The sequence below is a fragment of the Bradyrhizobium sp. cf659 genome, assembly GCF_900113725.1.
GTDB lineage: Bacteria > Pseudomonadota > Alphaproteobacteria > Rhizobiales > Xanthobacteraceae > Bradyrhizobium.
In genome coordinates, this window is sequence record NZ_FOQJ01000004.1 from 348,513 (window position 1) to 367,656 (window position 19,144).

The 19,144-nt window shown below is 64.9% G+C and carries 23 protein-coding genes; 11 read left to right on the forward strand and 12 right to left on the reverse strand.

Going from position 1 to position 19,144, the window contains the following annotated elements; translation table 11 throughout:
- Nucleotides 1–36: 36 nt before the first annotated feature.
- Nucleotides 37–1,650, forward strand: a complete 1,614-nt coding sequence (locus tag BM118_RS20645) for an acyl-CoA synthetase (RefSeq protein ID WP_092187318.1) — start codon at nucleotides 37–39, stop codon at nucleotides 1,648–1,650.
- Nucleotides 1,651–1,716: 66 nt separating this feature from the next.
- Here BM118_RS20645 and BM118_RS20650 read toward each other — a convergent pair whose 3' ends face one another.
- Complete coding sequence (locus BM118_RS20650) at nucleotides 1,717–2,406, reverse strand: AraC family transcriptional regulator (protein ID WP_244550190.1); 690 nt, start codon at nucleotides 2,404–2,406, stop codon at nucleotides 1,717–1,719.
- On the opposite strand from BM118_RS20650, the gene BM118_RS42360 reads away from it, so the two are divergent.
- Complete coding sequence (locus tag BM118_RS42360; protein WP_244550191.1) at nucleotides 2,405–2,545, forward strand: hypothetical protein; 141 nt, start codon at nucleotides 2,405–2,407, stop codon at nucleotides 2,543–2,545. The two genes, BM118_RS20650 and BM118_RS42360, sit on opposite strands and share 2 nt — an antisense overlap.
- Nucleotides 2,546–2,862: 317 nt before the next feature.
- Here BM118_RS42360 and BM118_RS20655 read toward each other — a convergent pair whose 3' ends face one another.
- Complete coding sequence (locus tag BM118_RS20655) at nucleotides 2,863–4,062, reverse strand: MFS transporter (RefSeq protein WP_092187580.1); 1,200 nt, start codon at nucleotides 4,060–4,062, stop codon at nucleotides 2,863–2,865.
- Nucleotides 4,063–4,243: 181 nt separating this feature from the next.
- Here BM118_RS20655 and BM118_RS20660 point away from each other — a divergent pair, with 181 nt between their 5' ends.
- The 3 genes from BM118_RS20660 to BM118_RS20670 all read left to right on the forward strand — a co-directional run bounded on the left by BM118_RS20660 (nucleotide 4,244) and on the right by BM118_RS20670 (nucleotide 7,183).
- A complete protein-coding gene (locus BM118_RS20660) occupies nucleotides 4,244–5,047 on the forward strand; it encodes an MBL fold metallo-hydrolase (RefSeq protein WP_092187320.1) in 804 nt (267 codons plus the stop codon).
- Between the two features lie 157 nt (nucleotides 5,048–5,204).
- Nucleotides 5,205–6,221: an alpha/beta fold hydrolase gene (locus tag BM118_RS20665; protein ID WP_177234503.1), complete on the forward strand. Its 1,017-nt coding sequence runs from the start codon at nucleotides 5,205–5,207 to the stop codon at nucleotides 6,219–6,221.
- Between the two features lie 14 nt (nucleotides 6,222–6,235).
- Nucleotides 6,236–7,183, forward strand: coding sequence for a fatty acid desaturase (locus BM118_RS20670; RefSeq protein WP_092187322.1), 948 nt, complete (start codon nucleotides 6,236–6,238; stop codon nucleotides 7,181–7,183).
- 56 nt (nucleotides 7,184–7,239) lie between these two features.
- Here the strand turns inward: BM118_RS20670 and BM118_RS20675 are convergent, their stop codons facing one another.
- Together BM118_RS20675 and BM118_RS20680 are read right to left on the reverse strand one after the other, a co-directional pair.
- On the reverse strand, nucleotides 7,240–7,473 hold the full coding sequence (locus tag BM118_RS20675) for a hypothetical protein (protein WP_027543365.1): 234 nt from the start codon (nucleotides 7,471–7,473) through the stop codon (nucleotides 7,240–7,242).
- Nucleotides 7,474–7,610: 137 nt separating this feature from the next.
- Nucleotides 7,611–8,591 carry a helix-turn-helix transcriptional regulator gene (locus BM118_RS20680; protein ID WP_092187323.1) on the reverse strand — a complete coding sequence of 327 codons (981 nt, stop codon included), beginning with the start codon at nucleotides 8,589–8,591 and terminating at the stop codon, nucleotides 7,611–7,613.
- An 87-nt stretch (nucleotides 8,592–8,678) separates the two neighbouring features.
- On the opposite strand from BM118_RS20680, the gene BM118_RS20685 reads away from it, so the two are divergent.
- The gene (locus BM118_RS20685) at nucleotides 8,679–9,323 is read left to right on the forward strand and encodes a glutathione S-transferase family protein (protein WP_092187324.1); all 645 of its coding nucleotides are present in this window, start codon (nucleotides 8,679–8,681) and stop codon (nucleotides 9,321–9,323) included.
- A gap of 17 nt (nucleotides 9,324–9,340) precedes the next feature.
- A complete protein-coding gene (locus BM118_RS20690) occupies nucleotides 9,341–9,775 on the forward strand; it encodes a DUF6157 family protein (RefSeq protein WP_177234504.1) in 435 nt (144 codons plus the stop codon).
- On the opposite strand, the gene BM118_RS20695 is transcribed toward BM118_RS20690, so the two are convergent.
- From BM118_RS20695 to BM118_RS20710, 4 genes are all read right to left on the reverse strand, one after another.
- Nucleotides 9,776–10,561, reverse strand: a complete 786-nt coding sequence (locus BM118_RS20695; protein ID WP_092187325.1) for an enoyl-CoA hydratase/isomerase family protein — start codon at nucleotides 10,559–10,561, stop codon at nucleotides 9,776–9,778.
- Between the two features lie 12 nt (nucleotides 10,562–10,573).
- A complete protein-coding gene (locus tag BM118_RS20700) occupies nucleotides 10,574–11,683 on the reverse strand; it encodes a cyclic nucleotide-gated ion channel (protein ID WP_092187326.1) in 1,110 nt (369 codons plus the stop codon).
- A gap of 146 nt (nucleotides 11,684–11,829) precedes the next feature.
- A complete protein-coding gene (locus BM118_RS20705) occupies nucleotides 11,830–12,048 on the reverse strand; it encodes a hypothetical protein (RefSeq protein WP_092187327.1) in 219 nt (72 codons plus the stop codon).
- A 122-nt stretch (nucleotides 12,049–12,170) separates the two neighbouring features.
- Entirely contained in the window at nucleotides 12,171–13,616 is a 1,446-nt protein-coding gene (locus BM118_RS20710) for a TAXI family TRAP transporter solute-binding subunit (protein WP_092187328.1), read from the reverse strand.
- A gap of 403 nt (nucleotides 13,617–14,019) precedes the next feature.
- On the opposite strand from BM118_RS20710, the gene BM118_RS20715 reads away from it, so the two are divergent.
- Nucleotides 14,020–14,367, forward strand: a complete 348-nt coding sequence (locus BM118_RS20715; RefSeq protein ID WP_177234505.1) for a DUF3307 domain-containing protein — start codon at nucleotides 14,020–14,022, stop codon at nucleotides 14,365–14,367.
- A gap of 344 nt (nucleotides 14,368–14,711) precedes the next feature.
- Nucleotides 14,712–15,110, forward strand: coding sequence for a hypothetical protein (locus tag BM118_RS41520; protein ID WP_177234506.1), 399 nt, complete (start codon nucleotides 14,712–14,714; stop codon nucleotides 15,108–15,110).
- Here the strand turns inward: BM118_RS41520 and BM118_RS20725 are convergent.
- A complete protein-coding gene (locus BM118_RS20725; RefSeq protein ID WP_177234507.1) occupies nucleotides 15,107–15,430 on the reverse strand; it encodes a YkgJ family cysteine cluster protein in 324 nt (107 codons plus the stop codon). The genes BM118_RS41520 and BM118_RS20725 overlap by 4 nt on opposite strands.
- Before the next feature lie 5 nt (nucleotides 15,431–15,435).
- Nucleotides 15,436–16,134 carry a helix-turn-helix transcriptional regulator gene (locus BM118_RS20730; protein ID WP_092187331.1) on the reverse strand — a complete coding sequence of 233 codons (699 nt, stop codon included), beginning with the start codon at nucleotides 16,132–16,134 and terminating at the stop codon, nucleotides 15,436–15,438.
- Nucleotides 16,135–16,258: 124 nt separating this feature from the next.
- Here BM118_RS20730 and BM118_RS20735 point away from each other — a divergent pair, with 124 nt between their 5' ends.
- Nucleotides 16,259–16,522: a hypothetical protein gene (locus tag BM118_RS20735; protein ID WP_092187332.1), complete on the forward strand. Its 264-nt coding sequence runs from the start codon at nucleotides 16,259–16,261 to the stop codon at nucleotides 16,520–16,522.
- Between the two features lie 35 nt (nucleotides 16,523–16,557).
- Nucleotides 16,558–17,286 carry a glutathione S-transferase family protein gene (locus tag BM118_RS20740; RefSeq protein WP_092187333.1) on the forward strand — a complete coding sequence of 243 codons (729 nt, stop codon included), beginning with the start codon at nucleotides 16,558–16,560 and terminating at the stop codon, nucleotides 17,284–17,286.
- 205 nt (nucleotides 17,287–17,491) lie between these two features.
- Here BM118_RS20740 and BM118_RS20745 read toward each other — a convergent pair whose 3' ends face one another.
- Both BM118_RS20745 and BM118_RS20750 read right to left on the reverse strand, forming a co-directional pair.
- A complete protein-coding gene (locus BM118_RS20745; RefSeq protein ID WP_092187334.1) occupies nucleotides 17,492–18,643 on the reverse strand; it encodes an ABC transporter substrate-binding protein in 1,152 nt (383 codons plus the stop codon).
- Nucleotides 18,644–18,724: 81 nt separating this feature from the next.
- Entirely contained in the window at nucleotides 18,725–19,144 is a 420-nt protein-coding gene (locus BM118_RS20750; RefSeq protein ID WP_092187335.1) for an acyl-CoA thioesterase, read from the reverse strand.

The following is a 19,144-nucleotide window of genomic DNA, read 5'->3' on the forward strand; positions in this document are numbered from 1 at the left end:
GTAATCAACAAACAAAGACATCAAACGGAGGGACACATGACCGGCGACATCGCAGCCACCATCTCGAAGGCGCGCGAGCATTCCATCGGCGATCTCCTGCGCCGTTCGGCGGGCCGCGATCCGAACAAGCTCGCAGTGAGCTGCGGCAGCGTGAGCTGGACGTTCGCCGAGATGGACGCGATCTGCAACCGGCTCGGCCGCGGCCTGCTTGGCCTCGGCGTCAAGAAGGGCGATCGCCTCGCCGTGCTCTCGCGCAACTCGCACGCCTTTGCCGCGCTGCGCTTCGCGGTGGCGCGAATCGGCGCGGTGTTGGTGCCGATCAACTTCATGCTCAATCCGGACGAGATCAATTTCATCCTGAAGAGCTCCGGCGCAAAGCTGCTCGCGACCGGACCTGATTTCGTCGAGCCCGCGCGTGCCGCCTCGGCCAAGGACTGTGCGGTCGAGAAGATGATCTGGCTGCCGGGCGAGGATCCCGCCACCGCGCCGGCCGGCCTCACCACCTTCGACGATCTGCTTCATGCCGACGGCTCGTTCCTGGAGGCGTCGGTCGACAGCCGCGACCTCGCGCAGATCGTCTACACCAGCGGCACGGAGTCGCTGCCCAAGGGCGCGATGCTGACCCACGAAGCGGTGATGTGGCAATATGTCAGCTGCATCATCGACGGCGGCATGAGCGTGGACGACAAGTTCGTGCATGCGCTGCCGCTCTATCATTGTGCCCAGCTCGACGTGTTCCTGGGACCGCAAGTCTATCTCGGCGCCTCCGGCGTGATCACGGGCAAGCCGACCGCCGACAACATCCTGGCGCTGATCCAGGCGCACAGGATCACGTCCTTCTTCGCGCCGCCGACGATCTGGATTGCGATGCTGCGCTCGCCCAATTTCGACAAGACCGACCTATCGACGCTGCAGAAGGGTTATTACGGCGCCTCGATCATGCCGGTGGAAGTCCTGCTCGAGTTGCAGCGCCGCCTGCCCGCCGTAAAATTCTGGAATTTCTACGGCCAGACCGAGATCGCGCCGCTCGCGACCGTGCTGCGCCCCGAGGACCAGCTGCGCAAGGCCGGCTCGGCCGGCAAGCCGGTGCTGAACGTCGAGACGCGTGTGGTCAACACCTCGATGGAGGACGTCAAGGTCGGCGAGGTCGGCGAGATCGTGCACCGCTCGCCGCACCTCCTGTCCGGCTATTACAACGATCCCGTCAAGACCGCAGCGGCGTTCTCCGGCGGCTGGTTTCACTCCGGCGATCTCGCCACCGTCGATGAAGAGGGCCACATCACCGTGGTCGACCGCGTCAAGGACATGATCAAGACCGGCGGCGAGAATGTCGCGAGCCGCGAGGTCGAGGAGATGGTCTATCGCATCCCGGCAGTCTCCGAGGTTGCCGTCGTCGGGCTGCCCGATCCGCGTTGGATCGAGGCGGTCACCGCGATCGTCGTGGTCAAGAGCGGCGAGAAGCTCGACGAGGAGTCCGTGATCAAGCACTGCGCCGGCCAGATGGCGCATTTCAAGGTGCCCAAGCGGGTCATCTTCGTCGACGCGCTGCCCAAGAACCCGAGCGGCAAGCTGCTCAAGCGCGAGCTGCGCCAGCGTTTCGTCGGCGGCGAGACGCTCGACAAGGCGATCCAGAAGAATTTCGGGACGTGAGGGCGGGCGAAGTGGTGACACCCCGGCTCGGCTTGAACAGTCGTCGCGGCAGCATCGCGGCGGCGTCTAGCCGACGTCGCCGGCCAGCTTCCTGACATCGTCCGGTGTCCGTCCGAAGCGGCGGCGAAACGCGCGATGGAAGTAGGAGACGTCGTGAAATCCGGCAAGATGCGCGATCTCGATGATCTTGCGCGTGCGCAAATTTGGATTTCGAAGCAGCCGCTCGGCGCGCAGCAATCGCTGCTCCAGCACGAACCCACTATAGGTGATGCCGGCCTGCTCGAACAGCAACTGGATCGTGCGCGGGCTGATCCGGTGCGCGGCTGAAAGGACGGTGAGCGACAGCGCGGGGTTGTCCAGCTGCGCCAGGATGTCGGATTTGAGGGTTTCGAAACGCGCCGCCGCAAGGCCGCGCATGCGCGCTTCCTCGGCGACATCGCCGCGCGCGCCGATCATCAGCACGGCGAGGTCGAACAAATGCTGGGAGACCGCGTCGAGCTCCGCGGGCGCGAGCTTGTCGGCATAAGCATGCGCGAGATCGTAATATCGCAGGAACATCGACGTGATCGGATTGGCGCCGGGGATCGACTGCGCGATCAGGTCCTCGGCATTCGGGCACGCGCGCAGCAGCGCCTTGCGCGGCAGCAGCGCGGTCTGGAAATTGCCATGCGTGACCTGCGTGATGCAGGCGTCCTTGATCGAGGGGTCGCCGATCGTGATGTCGCCGGCGGCGATCTCCAGCGGGCGTTTTCCCATGGCCCCGCTCAACGCCGAATTGGGCGACATCGTAATCACCAATTCGTCGTTCGTCCCCAATGACACGAAAGACATCGGCGTGCCGAACGAGGCGGAGAGTCTGAGGCGGGGAAGAATGGCCGGCGCAATGGTCCGGTGAACGCGTCCTTCCCCGACCGGCACGAAATCGACGTTCGCCACCTGGCGGCAAAACTGCTCGCGCCATCTTTCATAGTCCTGGCCGTTCGGGTCGCCATCGAACGAGAGTTGAGGCTGGGTCATCGATCGAAAAGGAAAAGTTCGTTGCGATATGTCGCAGGTTGTATCTTCGGACCGATGCGCCGCAAGCGGCAAAAGCGCCGGATTGCGTGATAAGCCACTCGCGATGACGCGTTGAGACCGCGACCAGGTGCCGCAGCCTGGCGTGCCCGGATCGCAAAAGCAGTTGGCGCCGTGACCTCCGCCCGGCGGCTGGCCTCAATACTTCTTCACCGCAGCCCCGAACGCGAGCCACAGCGCCATCGAAGCGAGGCCGAAGCCGCCGAGCAGCAGGAAGGTCGGGCCGTAGCCGATCCACTCCGCGATCCAGCCGCCGAGCGCGGGGCTCAGGCTTGCGCCGACGCCCTGCACGGTGATCACGGCGCCCTGGCCGAGATTGATGCGGCCGGTGCCGTTGAGCGAGCGGGCGACCATGCCGGGGACGGCAACCGTCTGGAGCCCGGTGCCGATGCCGTCGAGCACCTGCATCGGCACGACGCCCCACCATCCCGTGACGAAGAAGGCGAGCACGCCGCGGACCGGCAGGAACATGAAGGAGACGAGAATAATCGGCCAATAATTGCGCTTGCTTGCCGCCTGCATCGCGATCAGCGACGTCACGATCATCACGCCCTGCGCGATCACGACGGTGGTCGCGACGAAGCTCGGACCGTTGGCCTGGCCCTCGGCCACCGCCGCAAGTCCATAGAGCGGCACGATGGCGGCGTTGCCGAGGTGGAACAGAGCGAGCGCCAGGGCCAGCACGAGCAGCGGCCTGTGCTTGAGCAGCATCGTGAGCGCGTCAGGCGCGCTGTCCGGATCGTCCTCCTTGCTGCCGCGCGCGGCGCGATCGTCGATCGTTTTCGCCGGGATCATCAGCACGCAGGCGATCGCGATGGCCCCGAACAGGGCCGCCAGCGCGAACACGGAGACATAACCGAATCTGTAGCCGAGATAGCCCGACAGTGCGGCGCCCACCATGTTGCCGGCATGGTTGAACGCCTGATTGCGGCCGTTCAGCGCATTGAAGCCCTTCTGCCTGGCGATGCCGAGCGTGATGCCTGTTACCGCCGGCACGATGGCGGCGCTCGCGATCGATTGCGCGACCTGCGAGAAGGTCACCGCCCAGAAATTCTGCGAGACCAGGATGATCGCGGATGCGAGAACGACGCAGATGCCGGGAATGACGACCCACAGGCGCTTGTTGCGGCTGGAATCGATGAAGCCGCCGATCGGCGTCGTGATCAGCATGCCCGCGACATTGCCGATCGTCATGGCGGTGCCGATCAACCCGCTCGCCCAGCCGCGTTCCTGGAGGAATACGCCGACGAACGGCCCAATGCCCGACTGCATGTCGGCCATGAAGAAGTTGAGTGCAAACAGCGGCCAGATGCGGGGTGGGGAGGGGCGAGATGTCATCGAGACGCTGAACGTGTTCCTGCCGATCGATGGGATCTCGCGCAAACCTGATCGTGATGACCGGCCAATTGCGCCGGCGTGGACCAGAACGTAACCTGCGTTGACAACGTTGGTTCCTCTCCACCTGCGTCCGCGGGGCAATGTCACTTCACTCCGTCCCGGCCTCTTTCGGATCCTGGCCATGCCCCTCTGGACCTGCGAAACCTGCGGCGCGCAATTCCCGGCCAGCGGAGATCCGCCCGAATCCTGTCCGGTCTGCGAGGACGAGCGGCAATTCGTCGGCTGGAAAGGGCAAACCTTCCTCACCCGCGAGGCGTTGGCGGAACGCCACCGCGTCGTCTGGCGCGACGATCTCGGCCTGACCGGCCTCTCGCTCGAGCCGAGCTTCGCCATCGGCCAGCGCGCCTTGCTCGTGCCGCTCGCAGACGGTTGCATGATATGGGATTGCGTGCCGTTGGCGACGCCGGAGGCGATCGCGCATGTGCGCTCGCTCGGCGGGCTGAAGGCGATCGCGATCTCGCATCCGCATTATTATGGCGCGCTCGCCGATTGGAGCGAGGCTTTCGGCGGTATCCCGGTTTATCTGCACGCGGATGACCGCGAATGGGTGACGCGACCGCACGCGTCGATCGTGCACTGGACCGACGACAGCCATCGCATCTCCGACGACGTGGTGCTGCTGCGCAGCGGCGGCCATTTCGCCGGTGCGACCATGTTGCACTGGCGGCAGGGTGCGGACGGCAAGGGGGCACTGCTCACCGGCGACATCGCGCAGGTGACGATGGACCGCCGCTTCGTCAGCTTCATGTACTCCTATCCGAACTACATGCCGCTTAATGCCGCCGCGGTGCGGCGGATTGCTGGCGTAGTCGAGCCGTTCGCCTTCGACCGCATCTACGGCGCCTGGTGGGGGCGCAACATCGCCACCGGGGCCAAGGCCGCATTCGCGGCGTCTGTCGCGCGCTATCTGGCGGCCATCGCCTGAGCCGGCGAGCCAACCAGATTTATCTTGCCGCCTGTTAATATATGTACTATTTGTACAGTTATTAAGCGTGGCGCAATGATGCGTGAACGGCCCGGCATGATCGATGCATCGCCATTTCCGCGGCGCGTTCTGCGGCCGCATGAGCGGAGTTGAACGCATGACGGCGCAGGGCGACTACGAGATCTTCGAGGCCGGCGACGTCACGCTCCAGTCCGGGGCCATCTTCCCCTCGATGAAGCTCGCCTACAAGACTTACGGCGCGCTGAGCCCGGCCAAAGACAACGTCATCCTCTACCCGACCTCGTTCAGCGCGCAGCATTACGACACCGAATGGCTGATCGGGCCCGGCGGCGTGCTCGATCCCGAACGCTACTTCGTCATCATCCCGAATCTGTTCGGCAACGGCCTGTCGTCCTCGCCGTCGAATACGGCTGGCCCGTTCCCTGAGCTCACCTATCACGACGCGATCGCGGTCCAGCATCGTCTCCTCACCGGGCGCTTCGGCATCGCGAAGCTCGCGCTGGTCTATGGCTGGTCGATGGGCGGCATGCAGGCCTATCACTGGGCCGCCTCTCATCCCGAGATGGTCGAGCGCGCCGCGGTGGTCTGCGGCAGTGCGCGCTGTGCGCCTTATAATTATGTTTTCCTCGAAAGCGTGAAGGCCGCGCTGACCGGCGATCCCGCCTTCCGTGACGGCCGTTTCGTCGAGAAGCCCACCGTCGGCTATCGGGCCATGGGGCGCGTCTATGCCGGCTGGGCGATGTCGCACGGCTTCTATCGCGAAGAGCTCTGGCGCGAGGCCGGTTTCACCTCGCTCGAGGACTATCTCGTCCGTGGGTGGGACGCGACGTTCGCGCGGCGCGATGCCAACGACCTGCTGGCGCAGATCGGCATCTGGCAGAGCGGCGACATCAGCCGCTGCGGCGCATTCGGCGGCGATCTCGATCGGGCTCTCGCCGCGATCAAGGCGCACATGCTGTTGATGCCGGGCGCCACCGATCGCTATTTCGACGTCCGCGACAACGAGGACGAGCTCGGCCGGCTGGCCAACGCAAAATCGGCGGTGCTGCATCCGATCCCGTCGCTCCACGGCCATCGCGCCGGCAACCCCGTCAACAATCCGCGCGACCAGGCCTTCCTCAAGGCCGAGATCGCAGAGCTTCTCAGCAAGTAAGGCAGGCCCCGATCATGACTGACGCAACCGTTTCAGAGCCGAGCCACCGCCTGAAGCCGCTCACGCCGGCGATGCTGCGTGAATTGTCCGAGCGCTCCAATCTCAGGGGGGCCGCGAAAAGCCTCAGCCATTACGGCCTGGTCGTGCTGGTCGGCGCGCTGGTCTGGAAGGTCTCTTCAGCCTGGGGCGTGTTGTGGGCGCTGCCGCTGATGGCGGTGCAGGGCTATCTCGTCGCCTTCCTGTTCATGGCGCTGCACGAGACCGCGCACAAGACCGCGTTCAGGAGCCGTGGCCTCAATCTCGCCGTCGGCTATCCCTCGGCCTTCATCATCGGACAGCCTTACGAATATTACTGCCTGTTTCACTGGGACCATCACCGCTACACCCAGGATCCGGACAAGGATCCGGAGCTGATCGTCGGCGTGAAGCCGAAATCCGATACGCAGCTTGCGCTCGCCTATAGCGGCCTGCTTCAGGTCGCCGGCCGTCTCCGGCTGATGCTTGGCCATGCCGTCACCGGCAAGGTCACGGTGCCCTGGATTCCCGAAAACAAGCGCGCCATCATCGTGCGCGAGGCGCGCGCCTATGCTGTGCTCTATGCGCTGCTGCTCGCGCTCTCGCTATGGTTCTCCTCAGCGCTGCTGCTCTGGGTCTGGATCGTGCCGCTTGTCATCGGGCAGTTCTTCCTGCGGCCCTATCTCTATGCCGAGCACACCGGCTGCGACCGCACCCGCAGCGCCTTCCAGAACACGCGCACCACCTACACCGCCGCGATCGTCAAATGGTTCGCGTGGAATATGCCCTACCACGTCGAGCATCACGCCTATCCCTCGATACCCTTCCACGCTTTGCCGAAGCTGAACGAGATCGTCGACGGCGAGATCGTCTATCGCGGCCGCGGCTACATCGCGACGACGCGCGAGACCTGGGCCTGGTTTCGCCGCCAGCGGCAGGCCGGCTAGGCAAATGCAAAACCCCGATCGCGGAACGACCGGGGTTTTGTCGACGGCGCGAGGTATCAGTAGATCCCGTAGGCGCAGACATTCACGACGCGAACGCGCAGGCCGTGGCGGGTCTGGACGACGCGCTCCTGGTAGCAGTTGTTGACGCCGGTGTTGACGTAGATTCCGCCGAAGCCCCAGCCGGGACCCCAGTGATGGTGGAAGCCGTGGGCCGAAGCGGCGGTGGGGGCGAGGGCGGCAACGCCGAGCGAGCCGGCAGCGATCAGACCGAGTGCAAGCTTACGAAACATCTTCATTCTCCAGTATGGCGCAAGGCCGTTGTTGTGTCCCTGCATCTCCGTCGGGGCGAAATGCGAATGCGTTCACGGCGCGGGCCGAGAATCGTGTTTCAGGATTGTTTCGTCGGCTGCGGCAAGCTGCGCCGCCGTCATGCTTTCCGCGCCGCGCGATAGCGCGTGGCCATTGCCTGCGTCAGCTCGGCCATCTTCTCGCGGAGATCGGCGGGTTCCAGCACCTCGGCCTCGGGACCGAGCCGCAGCAATTCGGCCGCGGCGTGCCATGACGTCTTGCCGGTCGGCACTCTGGCGATACGCCAGCCGTCCGCGTCGGCCGCGTCTTCAATCTGCGTGCGCGCCTTGACGTAAGGCTGGCTCAACGCGTCGAGCAGCTTGACGCCGAACGGCGACAGCCGCACGACCGCGACATTGGGATGCATCTCGGCCTCGAGGCGCAGCGTCGCGGCCTGCCAATAGGCGGCGAGATCGAAATCGCCGGGACGATTGAAGCGATCGTCGAGCGCCGTGCAATCGAGCACGCGCGCGACGCGATAAGTGCGCACGCTGCCGTCGACCTGCCCTGCGAGATACCAGCTGCCGCCCTTCAGCACGAGCCCGAGCGGCGCCACGCGGCGCTGCTTTTCGGCGCGCCAGCTCTGGTAGCGGATCTTGATCAGCGTCCCGCGCAGGGCCGCGCCGGCGATGGTGCGCAGATGCTTTGGTTCTTCCGCCTCGCCGAACCAGCCGGGGGCGTCGAGATGAAAGCGCTCCTGCATCCGCCCGGCGTCCTCGCGCAGATTGGCGGGCAGCGCCGCCATCAGCTTGTTCTGCGCGGCGATCATCGCTGCATCCAGCCCGAGCGCTGCCGCAGGGCCGGGCAACCCGGTCAGGAACAGCGCTTCCGCCTCGTTCTGCGACAGGCCGTTCAGCCGCACGCGGTAGCCGTCGAGCAGGCGATAGCCGCCCTCCGCGCCGCGGTCGGCATAGATAGGGACGCCTGATGCCGCGAGCGCGTCGATGTCACGATAGATCGTGCGCACCGACACCTCGCAGGCTTCCGCGAGCTCAGGCGCGGTGACCTGCCCCCTGGCCTGGAGGGTGGTGAGGATCGACAGCATCCGGCTCGCGCGCATGATCCCTTAAACCATACCTGACACAGGATGTCAGGTATGGGCCGCTACAAGGTGCGCACCGCCAGACGGCGCCCGAGGAGACCTGCCATGACCGATCCGAACCGCATCACGCTGTATTATTCGCCGCAAAGCCGCGCCACCGGCACGCGGGTGCTGCTGGAGGAACTGGGGGCTCCCTACGAGCTCCATGTCCTCAACATGAAGGCCGGCGAGCAGCGTAAGCCCGCCTATCTCGCCATCAATCCGCTCGGCAAGGTGCCGGCGATTCGCCATCGCGAGGCGCTGGTGACCGAACAGGTCGCGATCACCATCTATCTCGCGGATCTGTTTCCGCAGGCCGGGCTGACGCCCGCGTTGAACGATCCGCTGCGCGGCCCTTATCTGCGCTGGATCGCCTATTACGGCGCGTCGTTCGAGCCGGCCCTGATCGACAAGTTCATGCAGCGTGAGCCGGCGCCGATCACGCAATCGCCCTATGCCGATTACGACACCATGCTCGGCGCGCTCGAGGCGCAGCTGTCGAAGGGCCCGTATCTGCTCGGCGAGCGCATGACGGCCGCCGACGTCCTGTGGGGCGTCGCGTTCAGCTGGACCATGATGTTTGGCATCGTGCCGAAAAAGGATGTATTCGTTCGCTATGCCGAGCGCATGACCTCGCGTCCCGCGTTCCAGCGGATCAATGCCGCCGACGATGAGATGGCGGCGCAGCATGCCGCGGCTGCTGGTGGTTGAATGAACCAGGGTTGCAGATGATGAAGCCGATGCACACGACCAACTGCTTCAACACCTTCATCCAGGTGGCTGAAGACTGTCCCGCGCGTACTGGCGAGGAGCCGCCGCTCCGCGCGGGGAAGCCGACGGTGGCGTGCCTGCAATACGGGATGATCGCCAAGACGCCCTACAAATACACATCCGACGACGTGATCTTCGCGACGTCTGCGCCGGGACGCGAGCTCGACGTGAAGGCGACGAAAACGGAGAAGCATGCGGCCCGCGAAGCGTTCTTTTCCCGGGGGCAGGCGTGCATGAGGGCGTCGAGCCTGGGCAAGCGCTTCGGCTGGGGCGTTCATGCCGACAGTGAGGGCCGGATCGCGATCTACGCCATCGACAGCAAACGCTACCAGACGCTCGTCCGCGATCCCAAGCTCACGCAGGTGCGCGCGATGCGGTCGAAGCGAGCCTGATCAGAATTTTGGCGCTCGCTTCTCCCCGAACGCCTTGATGCCTTCCTTGATCTCGTCGCCGCGCATGCTGTCGCGGTGGCGCTGGTCGGCGGCGGCTTCGTCCAATTCACCGCGGGCGAATTCGTTGATGGCGCGCTTCATGCCGCGCATTGCCTGCGGCGCGTTGCCGGCGAGGATGTTGGCGAGCTTGTCGACCTCCTCGTCGAGAGTCTCCTCCGGCACCATGGCGGTGAGATAGCCGATCCGGAGCATCTCCGGCGCGCTGATCTTCTGCGCGGTCAAAAACAGCCTTTTCGCATTGTCGACGCCGAGCCGCGTCACGTAGCGCTTGATGCCGCTCCTGTAATAGTGCAGTCCGAGCCGCGCCGCCGGCATGAACATCTCCGCGGTGTCGACGCCGATGCGGAAATCGCAGGCGAGCGCGAGGTCGGTCGAGCCGCCATAGACGCCGCCATTGAGCCGGCAGATCGTCGGCACGCCGAGATCCTCCAGCCGGTTGACGACCACCTCGAAGGCGGAGCCCGCGCTCTGCTGCTCGCTTGCGCTCACCGCGCGCTCGGCGACCGAATTCAGATCATAGCCCGCCGAGAAGGCGCGCCCGGTTCCGGTCAGCACCAGCACGCGGATCGCGGGATCGGCCTCGATCCGGTCGAACAGTTTGACGAGCTCGCCGAGATCTTCCGCCTGGAGCCGGTTGAGATGCTTGGGACGGTTGAGGCGGATGGTGGCGCGTGCGCCGTCGATGTCGAGCACAGGGCGGCTGGCCGCCTCGGCGGTATCGGACATTCTTGTCTCCGTTTACTTGTTTTCGAGCGTGCGCCGTTTCGCCTCGGCGTCGATGGTCTCGGCGAGATCCGGATGCCGCGCCATCAGCACGCGGAAATCGACGAGGTCGAGCACCAGGAGCCGCGACACCTTCGTGGTCGAGACATTGGCGCCGCGCATGTTGTTGCCGAGCAGCGCCATCTCACCGAAGAAGGCGCCTTCGCCGAGCTGCACCTTCTTGCCCGGCAGGTCGACCTCGACCTCACCTGCGGCGATGAAATACATGCAGTCGCCCTGTGCGCCCTTGCGGATGATCATGGTGCGCGCCGGCAGCTCCATGGTGCGCAGCATGTGGGTGACGTCGGCGATGGCCGCCGGTCCAAGCGCTGCGAAGAACGGCACCTTGCTGACGGATTCCCAGGTCTTGAGGAAATTGTCGCGCCGGGTCTCCGCGGCAAAGCCGGTTGCCAGGATACCGGTCCAGAGGCCGAACACGCCAAGGCCGGAGATCATCACCAGCGCCGCCACCATGCGCCCCAGAGGCGTCACCGGCACGACGTCGCCATAGCCGGTCGTCGTCAAGGTCACCACCGCCCACCACAGCGCTGCCGGCACGCTGCCGAAGGTCTGCGGCTGCACGTCCCGCTCCAGGAAATATTCGGCGACGGAGGCGAGGAAAACCACCATCAGGAAGATCACGAGCACGCTGACCAGCGGTCCCGATTCCAGCACCAGGACGCGGCGGAGCTGGCGCAGGCCCGGAATGCCGGGCACCACCTTCAGCACCCAGAGCACGCTGAGCAGCCAGGCCGTCCGGAGCTCGACGCCGAGCATCAGCGCGACCGGCACGGCCAGCGCTCCGATCGCATCGACGATGCCGGCGGAGGAGGACATGTACAGCGCAAGGCGCTCGGTTCGCCTCATGTGGCGCAGCCGGACGACCCATTCGAACACGAAATAGGCGAGGCAGGCCCAGAGCAGGGCATCGACCCAGCGGGGCGCCGTCTCATAGGCCGGGTTGACCGTCAGCAGCACCATGCTGAGCACGCCGACGCCGACCGCCACATAGGCCGCCTTGGTCATGTTGCGGCCGGCCGTGGCGGCCACGAACTGGGCCAGTGCGGAGATCAGCGGCTTGGACATGCGGGAAGGCGGCTCGGTGGTGACTTTTGCGGTCCCGGCTGGGACTTCGCTGCCAAAGTGCCCGCCCGGGCCGAGGCCGTCAACGACGGGCGCGGGCCGCGGCAAATGGGGGAGACGAAGGCGGGGTGCGGGAGCCGGCCGAGCCGCTACCTGAAATGTGGCGGCTCGTCGTAGCCGCGGCGGCTGCTGAAGAACAGCAGGACCATCAGGCCGACGCCGACGATGACGGAAAATCCCGCCCCCAGCGCGAGGGCCACAGAGCCTTCCGTCGGGATCGGCTCGCCTTCGACCGCCATCGCGAAATAAGCGAAATAACCAACCGCTGCCAGCATTCCCAGGAGGCAGATCACGAGGAGCGTACGCAAGGCGCGTTCTCCGGTTGTATCCGGAACCAACGGTTGCGGATGGGGAGGGTTCCAGAGTGCCGGCCGTTGATCCACCAGCAAGGCTTCCGCCAGCCCCGCCCTGAGGGCGCCCGCCCGGCGGATCAAGCGCTCTGCGCGGTCTTGACCACCACGACGTTGCTGTCGTCGTGCTGCGGAGAGCCGGCATCGTGGGCGGTCTTGTCGATCTCGCCGGCACGGCGTTTCAAGTAGTCGCGACGCATCCCGATCTCGTCGCGGACGAATTCGTAGCCGAGCTTGAAGGTGTCGAGGCCGTCGGTACTGATCGTGCCGTCCCGGAGGCCGATGACCGCGCCGCGCAGGATGCCTTCCAGCTCGTCCTGGAGACATTCGAGCTGATCCAGCGAGTGGGCGTGCTCGATGCGCTCGCCGATGTCGAGGATGGCGGTGGAGAGCTCGCTGGCCTTCTCCGGCGCGATCCGGGTGATCTTGGCGTAGATCGCGGCGAAGATCGAGCCGATGACGCTGAGCGCGGCGGCGCCGAGATACATCAGGTCGCTGTATTTATCCATGAACGACTTGGTGTCGTCGTTGATGTAATCGGCCGCGCCCTGATGCGCCATCACATAGGCGTCCTTCTCGACGGAGGCCGGCTCGATCCTGCTGGCGAAGCCGCTGTCGAGCCCGAGGGCGGACTTGTTCTCGTAGACGGTTCGCGCCAGTTCGCCCGCCGTGGTCGCCGACATCCTGGATTGCGCGACCAGCAGCCATTCGAGCCCGATCGTTTCGAGATCGTCGTCGGGAATTTCAGGCGAGGCCGACAGCGTGCCGGCCGTCAGCGTCTCGTCGGAAATGCCGGGGAATTTGCGTGCCAGCGCCTTGGTCTCGTCGATTGCGTTGAGCGTGAAGCCGCCGCGTTTGGCGATCTGCTCATAGGCCTTGTCCCGCACCGCTTTCGAGGTGTGGACGATGGCGATCACCGCACCGAAGCCGTTTCCCGGCGCAAGCACCTTGTCGAGCGTTGCACCCTGCGGCGCCATCTGGACCTTCGCGGCGTCCGGACCGTCGGGGATGTCGAGGATGCTGCGGACGAAGGCGAGCGAGGATTCGTTCTCGGCGAGGACTGCGACCTTCTTCTTCTTCAGCTCGGCAAGCGACTTGATCTTCTTGTTGCCGGGTCCGAGCAGGAGCACGAGATCGTGCTCGAGGATCGCGAGCGTGCGCGCCCGCAGCGGCACCTTGGCGTCGGTGCGCAGCACCGCGAGATCGGCCTGCTTGCGGTCGAACTGGGCGAGCGCCTTGGTATTGTCAGGGTTGTTGACGATCTTGATGCGGAACCGCGAGGCGTTGTTCTTCAGGAGTGCGGCGAGCTTGGCCGCGAACAGCGCCTCGTCGCTGTTGGGTGCGCCGACGGCAAAGGTCAGCGTCTCCGAATTGTGCACCAGCATGCGGCCGGCCCAGACGGTGGCAAGCGACAGCAGCAGGGTCAGCACGACGTACAGCAGAACTTGCTGCTGATTGGTCTTGATCACCTTGGGGCGCCGGGGCGGCGGTTCGACCGACGATGTGGTCGGGCCTTCAGTACTCATGGCAGCACTCTGGCCTTATTCTCTGTCTCGGGGGGCTCGCGGATTTGATCGCTGCGTGCGCCCTGTAATTCGTAAACGCCTGAAAAAAGAACGATATTCTCTACCGACAATGATAGCGCTAAGGTCGCGGAATGCAAATTTCGAGCCGAAGGTAACCTTACTCAACGCCAGCGCGGCGATTGGTCATCCTATCACCAGTTAGCCACAGTTGGCGATTTTCCGGTTCCCCCCGGCTGCATTCCGCTGCGGGAGGTGTCATAAATCAGAGGTCCCGGCGATTTGACCGGCCCAAGAAGAAGTTGCGCTGAACGCTCCAATCTTTCTTGTCACGTCAATGAGGGCGTCAGTTTTGTCGTTTCCACCCATGTCATCGGCGGTTCCGGTTGAGGCGCTCATTGGCTGGATGTTGTTGCTTACGTTCAAGCACATCATCGCTGATTTCGTCCTCCAGACCGCCTGGATGGCACATGGCAAGGACCAGAAGCACGGCTGGGCCCTGCCGCTCCTGGTGCATTGCCTGATTCACCTTGCGGTTGCGCTGCCGCTGATCCTGATCGTCGCGCCGAAATTCTGGTTCGTGGCGCTGATCGATTTCGTGATCCACATCACGATCGACCGGGCCAAGGGCTTCGTCTCGGCCAATTTCAGTGTCGACCTTGCACATCCCTGGTTCTGGACCCTGATCGGCGTCGACCAGGCGCTCCATCACCTGACCGGCTTCGGCCTCTCCATCTTCATGGCGGCGAACTGAGGCGGGTGGCCTCGGCGCAGGTCATCGCCTATCGGCATCCACAGGCCGTCGTCATGCCCGGTCTTGTCCCGGGCATCCACGGTCTTCGTGCCACGTGGTCAGACGTGGATGGCCGGGACATGGGCGAGCGGAAGCGACGCCGTCCTTCGGACGGCTATGCCCGGGCATGACGCCGGATAGGCCTGGTGATCACCTCCCAGATTATGCGCGGCTGCCCACGCGGGCCCCCTTCCGGCGTCCTGATTCGCGGCTTGCGCGCAAGCACCCCGGGTGACTACCGCCCCGGGTGGTTAACCTTTCGTTAGAGAATTGCGCTGCATCTTCCCACACGAGGGAGAACTGCAATGTTTTCAAGCCGCGATGCCTTTGAAAGCGATTTCTGCCCGGTCCGCGACGAGCTCCTTGGCGAGATGTATCGCGCCAGCGAGAGCGGGCTGCCGAGGCTGGTTGAGAGTGTTTCCCCTGACGCACGCGCGAAGCTGGCGCTGTTCTGCTATCGCCGCAGCCATTTGCATTCGCTGGCGGTCGCGATCGCAGGCAGCTGTAGCGAGCGCGACCTGATCGAGAACGGCGGCCGTGTCGGCTCGACGCTCTACGCGCTGTCACGCGAACGCGTCGCCAAATCCTCGCCGTCGCTGTCGGGAGGCCGCAAGCCGATCACGCTGTCGACCAAGCCGCTCTCGGTGCTTGCGCCGCTCGATGACGAGCTCGACGACGAGATCAGCGAAGCCGTCCCCGCTTAAGAGTTCGCGATCATCGGCAGCCCGAACTTCCGCCGCGCCATCGCGCATTCGGCATCGCCCGGCATGCAGGTGCGGCAAACCTCCGGCCGCACGGCGTAGATGCCGCAGGCGGTCTCTTTGCCGATCTCCCCACGCAATGCCGAGCAGCGGTCGCCTTCGCAGCGCATGCCGGACTGCCGCGCATTGACGAGCGCCTCCGGGATCGCCGCAAGCTCCTCGTCGCTCTCGATCGAGAACCGCGGCCAGTTCTCCGAGTAGCCGCAGCAGGCGCCGCAGCTCTGGCAGCAGCTCGACAGGTCGATGGGGGATGTTTCGTCCATCGTCGTCACGTGTCCTTTGGCGGGCCCCAGACCAGGCTTTGCCGCCATCTTGCGCGCAGCACGTCGCGCCGCTCCGGATATTTCTCGTCGAGATAGGTCGCGTCCACGACGCGGTCGGTGCGGAAGCTGCGGAAGTCGCTGCGCAGCTCGCACCAGGCCGCGAGCAGGCGCACCGCTTCGAGATAACCGACCGAGATCGGCCAGATCATGCGCTCGCTGGGGCGGCCCTGCTCGTCGCGATAGCGCAGCATGATCTTCTTGCCTTCGTGGATCTGGGTGCGCGTGCGCGCCATGTCGAGGCGGTCCGGCTCCCTGTTCCAGCTCGGCCGCGCGCGGCTCGCGGGCTCCAGCACGAAGGGGCGCAGGCGCTCAGGCACGGTGTCGGCGATCTTGGCCATCAGATCTTCGGCCGCGCGCGCCAGTGTGGAATCGGCATGGCCGGCGACCCATTGCGCGCCCAGCACCGCCGCCTCGATCTCGTCGGGTGTCAGCATCAGGGGCGGCAGGTCAAAACCCTTTTCCAGGATGTAGCCCATGCCGGCCTCGCCGCGGATCGGCACGCGCTGGCCGATCAGCGTCGCGATGTCGCGATAGATCGTGCGCTTCGAGGTCTCGAGCTCGGCCGCGATGGCATCCGCCGTCAGCGGCTTACGCGTGCGCCTCAGCACCTGGATGATCTGAAACAGCCGGTCGGCGCGTCTCATGACAATTCTCTTTCCAAATTCCTGACCGCGGCCCGCTTAAAATCCGGCGCGTGGATGCTGACAGGATGTTGGCAGCAGGGGGGTTCTATACCGGGACAACACATCGACTGAAGAGGATTTGTCCATGATCGTCCCAACCCATTTCGGCTCGGCCGGTCCGCTGTGGCGGGCGCAGGCCATGCTGCACGCTTTGGCCTTCAGCCGGCTCATGTTTTTCGATCTCACCGTCGTCGGCCTCCGCGTTTCGCTCGCGACCATGGTGACACGTTCGCTGATCCAGGCTGCGGACGCGCTGGTCCGCCACGTCATGGGCCGCGCCTGGCGAGGGGCCCGTTTCGCAGAAGATATCACGGCTGCTGCCACCATGGTGGCAGCAGCCCGTCATTAGGTTCCGTCAACTTTCGCAGGTTCAGGAGAGCTCGCATGATCACGCTTTACGGCTTTGGCACCGGCTTCGGCCTGCCGGAAATCAGCCCCTTCGTCACCAAGACGGAGGTGCAGCTCAAGATGGCGGGACTGCCCTACCGGAAGGAGCGCGCGATGCCGCCCGCTTCGCCCAAGGGGCAGCTGCCGTTCATCGACGACGGCGGCGAGGCGGTGGCCGATTCCACCTTCATCCGCGCCCATATCGAGCGCCGCTACGGCTTCGATTTCGACGCCGGCCTGTCGCTGGCCGAGCGCGCGCAGGCCTGGGCGTTCGAGCGCATGATCGAGCATCACGTCTATTGGGCGCTGGTCGGCGCGCGCTGGGTCGATCCGGTCAATTTCGCCAAGGGCCCGTCGCATTTCTTCGACGGCGCGCCGGAACACAATCGCGAAAAATTGCGCGAGGATGCGCAATTCCGTGTCGCCGAGAACTATCTGCTCTCCGGCCTTGGCCGTCACGCGCCCGACGACGACGTCGATCTCGCCGTGCGCTCGCTGTTCGCGCTTTCGGTGCAGCTCGGCGACAAGTCCTATCTGATGGGCAACAAGCCCTGCGGTGTCGATGCCACCGCCTTTGGCATGCTCGCCGGAATCCTGTCGCCGTTCTTCGAATCCGGCTTGCGGCAGCGGGCCGAGGGCTTCCCGAACCTCACCGCCTATGTCGACCGCATGATGGACACTTACTATCCGGAGTTCGCCTGGACGCCGCTGCGGCAGGCGGCTTAGCGTCCGTCTATTGCCGGCGTGTGGGGCACTGAGCTTCCACATCGTCATGGCCGGGCGTGTCTCGGCCATCCACGCCTTGCGGCAGGGTCCAAAGAACGTGGATGCCCGGGACAAGCCCGGGCATGACGACCAGAGAGTCTGGAACTGAAAACAAAAGAGCCGGCCCGTTGGGCCGGCTCTCGTCGTCTCAAAACTCGCGTCGCGCTTACTTCACCAGCGTGTACTTGCCGTTCTTCACCGTGAGCAGGATGCGCGAGCGCTCGTCGAGGCCGTAGCGGTCCTTTTCGGTGAAGTTGTAGACGCCTTGGCTCGCCGCCAGCTCCTTCTCCGACAGCAGCGCCTGGCGGATGGCTTCGCGGAATTCCGGCGTGCCGGGCTTGGCCGTCTTCAGCGCGGTCGGGATGATGCGCTTCAGGATCTCGAAGGCATCATAGGAATGGCCGGCGAACTGGCTGCGGCTGTTCGGGCCGTACTTGCCTTCATAGGCCGAGTTGAGCGCAAGGCCCGGCTTCTTGGTGGCGGCTTCGTCCGGCTGGTCCTCGGGATCCATCACGGGGCCCGAGGCCATCAGCACGCCTTCGGCCGCTTTGCCGGCGATGCGGATGAAGTCCATGCTGGCCGCGCCATGGGTCTGGTAGATCAGGCCCTGATAGCCGCGCTCGCGCAGCTCGGTCTGCGGCAGCGCGGCAGCGGTGCCGGAGGCGCCGACCAGGATCGCGTCGGGATTGGCGGCGACGAGCTTGAGCACCTGTCCGGTCACCGAGGTGTCGGGACGGGCGAAGCGCTCCTCGTCGGCGATGGTCATGCCCATCGGCACGGCCTGCGCCTTCAAATCGTTGAACCAGAGGTCGCCGTAGGAATCGGAGTAGCCGATATAGCCGAGGGTCTTCACACCCTTCGACTTCATGTGATCGTACAGCACCTTGCCCACGATCGGGATCGGCTGCGGCATCGCCACCGACCACTTCATGCGTTCCGGCGTGATCGGGAACGGCGCGAGGCCGAAATGCGGAATGCCGGCTTCATTGGCGACGTTGGAGACCGCGATGGTCGGCGGCGTCAGCGCCGAGCCCATGATGATGTCGGCCTTGGATTCCGTCACGAAGCGGCGGGCATTGGTGGTCGCGGTGGTGGGATCGCCGCCGTCGTCGAGCACGATCACCTTCAGCGGCACACCGCCGATCTCCTTCGGCACGAATTCCAGCGCGTTGCGCTCGGGAATGCCGAGGGCGGCGCCCGGGCCGGTCGTGGTGGTGGTGATGCCGATGGTGATTTCGCTGGTCTGGGCCAGCGCGGGCAGGGCCGGCAGGGCAAGCGTCGCCGCGGCGATGGCGGCGGTCAGGTAAAAGCGTTTCATCTATTATTCCTCCCTTGACGTGTTTCTTTGAAAGCAGAAATCGGGGGGTAATTCAGCCCCCTCTTTTGGTGATGCGGCGATTTAGCTCCCCGTGAACTTGGTCACCATTTCCGCCGGAAACGGTGCCGATTTCAGCTTCTCCGGATTGGCCGGGTCGCGGCCGACCAGGACGCGGGTCTCGAATGCCTCGATCGCGAGCGCGTCACCCTTGTAGACGTTGTGCTTCACCTCGAAGCTCGAGCGCTTGATGCTTTCGATCTTCGTCTCGATGGTGATCCAGTCGCCATAGGTCGAGGGGATGTAGAACTTGGCCCGCGTGTCGACCATGGGGATACCGACCAGGCCGTATTTGTGGACCAGGTCCTGTTTCGAGAAGCCGGCGACCTCGAACAGGGTCGAGGTCGAATCGTCGAACATCGCGAAATAGCGCGGGTAGTAGACGATGTTGGCGGGGTCGCAATCGCCCCACTGGATCTGTACGTCGCGCCGGTTCACGAACAT

Bases quoted from the DNA above. Each gene is read 5' to 3' on its own strand.
- BM118_RS20685 (WP_092187324.1), top strand. From the start codon at position 8,679: ATGACCGATCCGAACCGCATCACGCTGTATTATTCGCCGCAAAGCCGC.
- BM118_RS20675 (WP_027543365.1), bottom strand. From the start codon at position 7,473: ATGTTTCGTAAGCTTGCACTCGGTCTGATCGCTGCCGGCTCGCTCGGC.
- BM118_RS20670 (WP_092187322.1), top strand. From the start codon at position 6,236: ATGACTGACGCAACCGTTTCAGAGCCGAGCCACCGCCTGAAGCCGCTC.
- BM118_RS20655 (WP_092187580.1), bottom strand. From the start codon at position 4,062: ATGACATCTCGCCCCTCCCCACCCCGCATCTGGCCGCTGTTTGCACTC.
- BM118_RS20730 (WP_092187331.1), bottom strand. From the start codon at position 16,134: ATGAGACGCGCCGACCGGCTGTTTCAGATCATCCAGGTGCTGAGGCGC.
- BM118_RS20735 (WP_092187332.1), top strand. From the start codon at position 16,259: ATGATCGTCCCAACCCATTTCGGCTCGGCCGGTCCGCTGTGGCGGGCG.
- BM118_RS20745 (WP_092187334.1), bottom strand. From the start codon at position 18,643: ATGAAACGCTTTTACCTGACCGCCGCCATCGCCGCGGCGACGCTTGCC.
- BM118_RS20650 (WP_244550190.1), bottom strand. From the start codon at position 2,406: ATGGGAAAACGCCCGCTGGAGATCGCCGCCGGCGACATCACGATCGGC.
- BM118_RS20750 (WP_092187335.1), bottom strand. From the start codon at position 19,144: ATGTTCGTGAACCGGCGCGACGTACAGATCCAGTGGGGCGATTGCGAC.
- BM118_RS20700 (WP_092187326.1), bottom strand. From the start codon at position 11,683: ATGTCCAAGCCGCTGATCTCCGCACTGGCCCAGTTCGTGGCCGCCACG.
- BM118_RS41520 (WP_177234506.1), top strand. From the start codon at position 14,712: ATGTTTTCAAGCCGCGATGCCTTTGAAAGCGATTTCTGCCCGGTCCGC.
- BM118_RS20660 (WP_092187320.1), top strand. From the start codon at position 4,244: ATGCCCCTCTGGACCTGCGAAACCTGCGGCGCGCAATTCCCGGCCAGC.
- BM118_RS20710 (WP_092187328.1), bottom strand. From the start codon at position 13,616: ATGAGTACTGAAGGCCCGACCACATCGTCGGTCGAACCGCCGCCCCGG.
- BM118_RS20695 (WP_092187325.1), bottom strand. From the start codon at position 10,561: ATGTCCGATACCGCCGAGGCGGCCAGCCGCCCTGTGCTCGACATCGAC.
- BM118_RS20665 (WP_177234503.1), top strand. From the start codon at position 5,205: ATGACGGCGCAGGGCGACTACGAGATCTTCGAGGCCGGCGACGTCACG.
- BM118_RS42360 (WP_244550191.1), top strand. From the start codon at position 2,405: ATGGCCCCGCTCAACGCCGAATTGGGCGACATCGTAATCACCAATTCG.
- BM118_RS20680 (WP_092187323.1), bottom strand. From the start codon at position 8,591: ATGCGCGCGAGCCGGATGCTGTCGATCCTCACCACCCTCCAGGCCAGG.
- BM118_RS20690 (WP_177234504.1), top strand. From the start codon at position 9,341: ATGATGAAGCCGATGCACACGACCAACTGCTTCAACACCTTCATCCAG.
- BM118_RS20715 (WP_177234505.1), top strand. From the start codon at position 14,020: ATGTTGTTGCTTACGTTCAAGCACATCATCGCTGATTTCGTCCTCCAG.
- BM118_RS20740 (WP_092187333.1), top strand. From the start codon at position 16,558: ATGATCACGCTTTACGGCTTTGGCACCGGCTTCGGCCTGCCGGAAATC.
- BM118_RS20645 (WP_092187318.1), top strand. From the start codon at position 37: ATGACCGGCGACATCGCAGCCACCATCTCGAAGGCGCGCGAGCATTCC.
- BM118_RS20725 (WP_177234507.1), bottom strand. From the start codon at position 15,430: ATGGACGAAACATCCCCCATCGACCTGTCGAGCTGCTGCCAGAGCTGC.